Annotated in this window: 4 protein-coding genes; 2 read left to right on the forward strand and 2 right to left on the reverse strand. The window is 67.1% G+C overall.

Annotated elements, in window-relative coordinates:
* A partial coding sequence (locus tag VNJ47_12955) for a TetR family transcriptional regulator (protein ID HXG29742.1) occupies positions 1-562 on the reverse strand: 562 nt, incomplete at its 3' end.
* 316 nt (positions 563-878) lie between these two features.
* On the opposite strand from VNJ47_12955, the gene VNJ47_12960 reads away from it, so the two are divergent.
* Complete coding sequence (locus VNJ47_12960) at positions 879-1,784, forward strand: alpha/beta fold hydrolase (protein ID HXG29743.1); 906 nt, start codon at positions 879-881, stop codon at positions 1,782-1,784.
* Positions 1,785-1,888: 104 nt separating this feature from the next.
* Complete coding sequence (locus VNJ47_12965) at positions 1,889-3,523, forward strand: DUF1631 family protein (GenBank protein HXG29744.1); 1,635 nt, start codon at positions 1,889-1,891, stop codon at positions 3,521-3,523.
* 18 nt (positions 3,524-3,541) lie between these two features.
* On the opposite strand, the gene VNJ47_12970 is transcribed toward VNJ47_12965, so the two are convergent.
* Positions 3,542-3,967: an MAPEG family protein gene (locus VNJ47_12970; GenBank protein ID HXG29745.1), complete on the reverse strand. Its 426-nt coding sequence runs from the start codon at positions 3,965-3,967 to the stop codon at positions 3,542-3,544.
* Between the last annotated feature and the right edge of the window lie 115 nt (positions 3,968-4,082).

Consider the following 4,082-nt stretch of genomic DNA (forward strand, 5'->3'; position numbering starts at 1 on the left):
ACTGCGCGGCGCCGAAGAAGATCACCCGCAGCTGCTGGATGTAGCGCTCGATACGCTCGCGCTCGCGCCTGGGGCCCATCTTGGGCAGGTCCCCGATCTCGCTGGCCGCGCTGAGCATGGTATTGACCACCAGGTCGCAGATGTTGCGGATGGTGGGCAGCGACATGTTGGGCAGCAGCCTGAGGGCGTGCAGATCCTCCGCCATTTCCTCCACGAACAGCTCGATTTCCCGCCGGATCGCCTCGCGGATGAGGGGCGAGCCGCCATGCCGTTCGCCCGCGGCCACCATGAAGTAGCGCGGGTGCTCCTCGACGTATTTCTTATAGGTGAGAAACGAGCTGCGGATGATGTCCTTCGAGCTGACGCCTTCCATGCGCGCTTGGCGCAGCAGCGGGCGCAGCGCGCGCCCGCAGTCGGCGACCAGTGCCAGGCCCAGTTCATTCATGTCCCGGTAGTGGCGGTAGAACGCGGTCGGCACCACGCCCGCCGCCAGAGTGACTTCGCGCATGCTCAGGCTGTTGAAGCTGCGGCCCTTGGCCATCAGGTCGAGGGCGGCGTCCATGAGGGCTCGCTGAGTGCGTTGTCCGCGTTCGGTGGGGGCCGTCGGCGGCTTGGTGCGCGGCGCCGTGCGCCGGGCGGAGCGTTTGCCGGGTTTCGCCACGTCAGATCCTGGGTCGTGGTTCGATTGCGCGGCAGTCTAGCACCCGGCGCCAGCGCACGGCTCCACCGTTTGCAGCAGGCGCGATCCGGACAGACGTGAATAGGTATTGACATCCATGGGAGCGCATGGTAATTGATGTGCATAACTGTTCACATTGACGTGGGCCGCCGCGGCTTCCGCCCGGCGAATACAAGACAGCACAGGAGAGGAGACAGTCATGCGCTACCTGGTCAGCCGGCGCCTGCTGGCGTCGCTCGTCGTTGCCTTCATGGCCTGTATCGGCACTCCGGCCGCACACGCCGATACGCCGCCACCGCCTGGCGCCAACAACTGGAACTGCCGGCCGGGTTCGCTGCTGAAGCCCCAGCCGCGACCCGTGATCCTGGTGCACGGTACATTCGAAAACATGTTCGACAACTGGGGCTTGCTGTCTTCGACGCTGTCCACGCTGGGCTACTGCGTGTATGCGCTGAACTACGGGGAGAACCCGTATTCCGCCGGCGTGATCTACGGCCTGGACCGCATCGAGAACTCGGCGGCCCAGCTCGCGGCCTTCGTAAATCGCGTGCTGGCCTCGACCCGCGCTTCGAAGGTGGACATCGTCGGTCATTCGCAGGGCGGCATGATGCCGCGCTACTACCTCAAGTACTTGGGCGGCGCCAGCAAGGTGAATCACCTGATCGGACTGGCGCCGAGCAACCATGGCACCGATCTCGGCGGCCTGCTGACCCTGGCCGGATACTTCCCCGCATTCCAGCCCTACGCCGACCAGATCCGCGCGGGCGGCGAGGCGGTGGCGGCCAACATCTGCCCGGCCTGCGTGCAGCAGCTCAAGGATTCGGATTTTCTGACCACCCTGAATGCCGGTGGCGAAACCCTGCCGGATGTGAAGTACACCGTGATCGCGACGCGTTACGACGAAGTGGTGACGCCCTATACCTCGGCCTTCCTGGCCGGCGGCAGCCACGTCAGGAACATCACCCTGCAGGATGAATGCCCGTTCGACCCAGTGGAGCACATCTTCCTGCCGCATGACCCGGTCGCGATCAATCTGGTGGTCAACGCACTCAACCCGGCCACCGGCATTGTTTCGCCCTCCTTCTACTGCGGTGGGCGGTTCTGAAGGCGGGGCATTGAACCTGCGGTTCAAGGAGGCAACACGCCATGGATGGCCTCACCGATCCGCGGGCCGGTGCGAGCCCGCGATGCGACGAAGGAGGGGAGACCATGCAGGCACTTCAGGCCCTGGCGCCGGGGACGGCGCTGCCCAGCGGTGCGGTGCTGTTCGCCATCGAAGGCTATATCCGCGCGGAACTCGGAAAGCGGCTGGGCGCCTTCCTTGATCGCGCCGAGCAGACGCTGGACGAAAGCTGGCGCGCGTCCGCCAATCCGGCCGACTGGAGCGCGGGGCGCGAAGCGGCGGACTGGCTGGCCCGTCACAAACAGGCCATCCAGGACGCCATGTACACCCGTATGGTGCAGAGCATGAATGGCGTGGCTGCGCCGCGCGCGGCGGATATGGCCGAGCTGCGCCTGATGGATGTCGAGGAGCTTGCCGTGACACTGGCGCGCGCCCGGATGGTGAGCCGGGTCATGGAGAGCGGCAAGGCCGAAGTCTGCGAGCTGGAGGCGCGCCTGCAGACCCTGGCGGCGGCCCGGATCCGGGTCAATCCCAAGGGCCTGAGCCCGGGCCAGCTGGTGGACTGCTTCCAGGGCATTCTGCAGGAGTACGGCGTGCCACCCAAGGCGCAGTCGGTGCTGATGGGTGCCTTCGGCGAGCGCAGCGCGGCACAGATCATCGAGTTCTACGACGGCCTCAACGCGTTGCTGCACCGCGAGGGCATCACGACCACGTTTACCGGCGTGAATAGGCCGAGGCTCTCGGCGCCGCATACGCCCGCAGCGGCTACGCCGTTGCCCGACTGGCAGCCGGGCCAGCTGCGCGCGCTGCTGCAGCAGCAATGGCCGCTGATACGCAGCGGCGATGCGGGCCAGGCTCCGTCGCCGGCACAGTGGCGGCGGCTGGATCACATCGAAGCCTTCCTGCTGGACATCCTGCGCGATACGCGGATCAGCGAACGTATCCGCGGCGAATTCAACCGGCTGGCGCTGCCCCTGATGGTGGCGCAGCTGACCGATCCGCAGATGTTCCAGGGGCCCGACAGTCCCGTGCGGGTGTTCGTGCGCCAGCTGGCGCTGCTGGGCTACCGCGACCAGGAGACGCCGCTGCCGGATTTCGAGCTGATCCAGGCCCTGGTCAGCCGGATCGTGGCCGAGGGCGGACAGGAAGCCGACAGCTTCCACGGCGCGGCCGAAGCCCTGTATACGCTGGCGCGCCGGCAAGTCCGGCGCTTGAAGGAGGCGAAGTGCGGCGCCGGTACGGACCCGGCGGCCGAGAGTGACGATGGGCGGCAGCTCACGCTGGCCGAGGAAGCGCGCCAGCGGGTCCTGCTGGAGCTGCGCGAGCATGCCGCCGGCATGGTGCTGCCGCAGCCTGTGCAGGTCTTCATTCTGCGTCTGCTCGGTCACTGGATGATGGTGCGCTACCAGCGCTATGGCGAAGGCAGCCAGCCCTGGGCGGAGGCGCGCGCCTTCGCTGCGCTGTTCTTCGACTCGCTCAGGCCGGCGGTGGACGAGAAGGAGCAGATCCGCAAGCGCGCCTTGCGTCGCCGCACGCTGCAGGAGGCGCGCATCCGCACCGAACGCTCGCGTGCGCCGGCGGAGCCGACGCGCGCCCTGCTGGACTGGCTTGCGTCACATTTCGCCGAGCTGGACCAGCGCCTGTATCAGCCGGCGGATGGCACGCAGCAGGCCACCAACCTCGCATTCCTCGAAGCCCTGCCGGTGCTGCCCGAGTCCTGAGCCGGTTACGCGCGGGTATTACAACAGTGCGCGCGCGGCGTTGACGATCAGCGCGATCAGCACCAGCGACGACAGCGCGAAGATCGAGAAGCGCACCTCGATCTTGTTCCAGGTCGCCTGCACCAGGCTGTGCAGCACGCGCAGGCCGACATAGGCCCAGGCCAGCGTCAGGTTGAGGCCCGTGCCCTGGTCCAGCAAGGCCAGCGCCAGAGCGATCGCGTAGAAGATCGTCGGCTGCTCCATCAGGTGGTTGTAGTTGTCGGCCTTCCAGCGCACCGCCGGCGGCAGCCGGTTCATCAGGTCGCGCGGCGGCACGGTCGGGTCGAGCTTGAGGTTCATCTTCTGGATGGCCGGGATGCGGGTGAGGTACATCCAGGTCCACATGACCATGGACCAGGCGACGAGCGCGACGACAGGGGCGAGGATCGGGCTGTGGGCGGACATGGCGGGCTCCGGTGGGAATCTGCGCCGATGCTAGGGCATTGCCCGCCGCGACGGTAGTCCTTGAGTACAATGGCCGCCGGGTTCGGGCCAGGCAAGGGCATTCCGTGCAGCCGAT

The organism is Nevskiales bacterium, assembly GCA_035574475.1.
In the GTDB taxonomy this organism is placed as follows: Bacteria; Pseudomonadota; Gammaproteobacteria; order Nevskiales; family DATLYR01; genus DATLYR01.

Bases quoted from the DNA above. Each gene is read 5' to 3' on its own strand.
- VNJ47_12960 (HXG29743.1), top strand. From the start codon at position 879: ATGCGCTACCTGGTCAGCCGGCGCCTGCTGGCGTCGCTCGTCGTTGCC.
- VNJ47_12965 (HXG29744.1), top strand. From the start codon at position 1,889: ATGCAGGCACTTCAGGCCCTGGCGCCGGGGACGGCGCTGCCCAGCGGT.
- VNJ47_12970 (HXG29745.1), bottom strand. From the start codon at position 3,967: ATGTCCGCCCACAGCCCGATCCTCGCCCCTGTCGTCGCGCTCGTCGCC.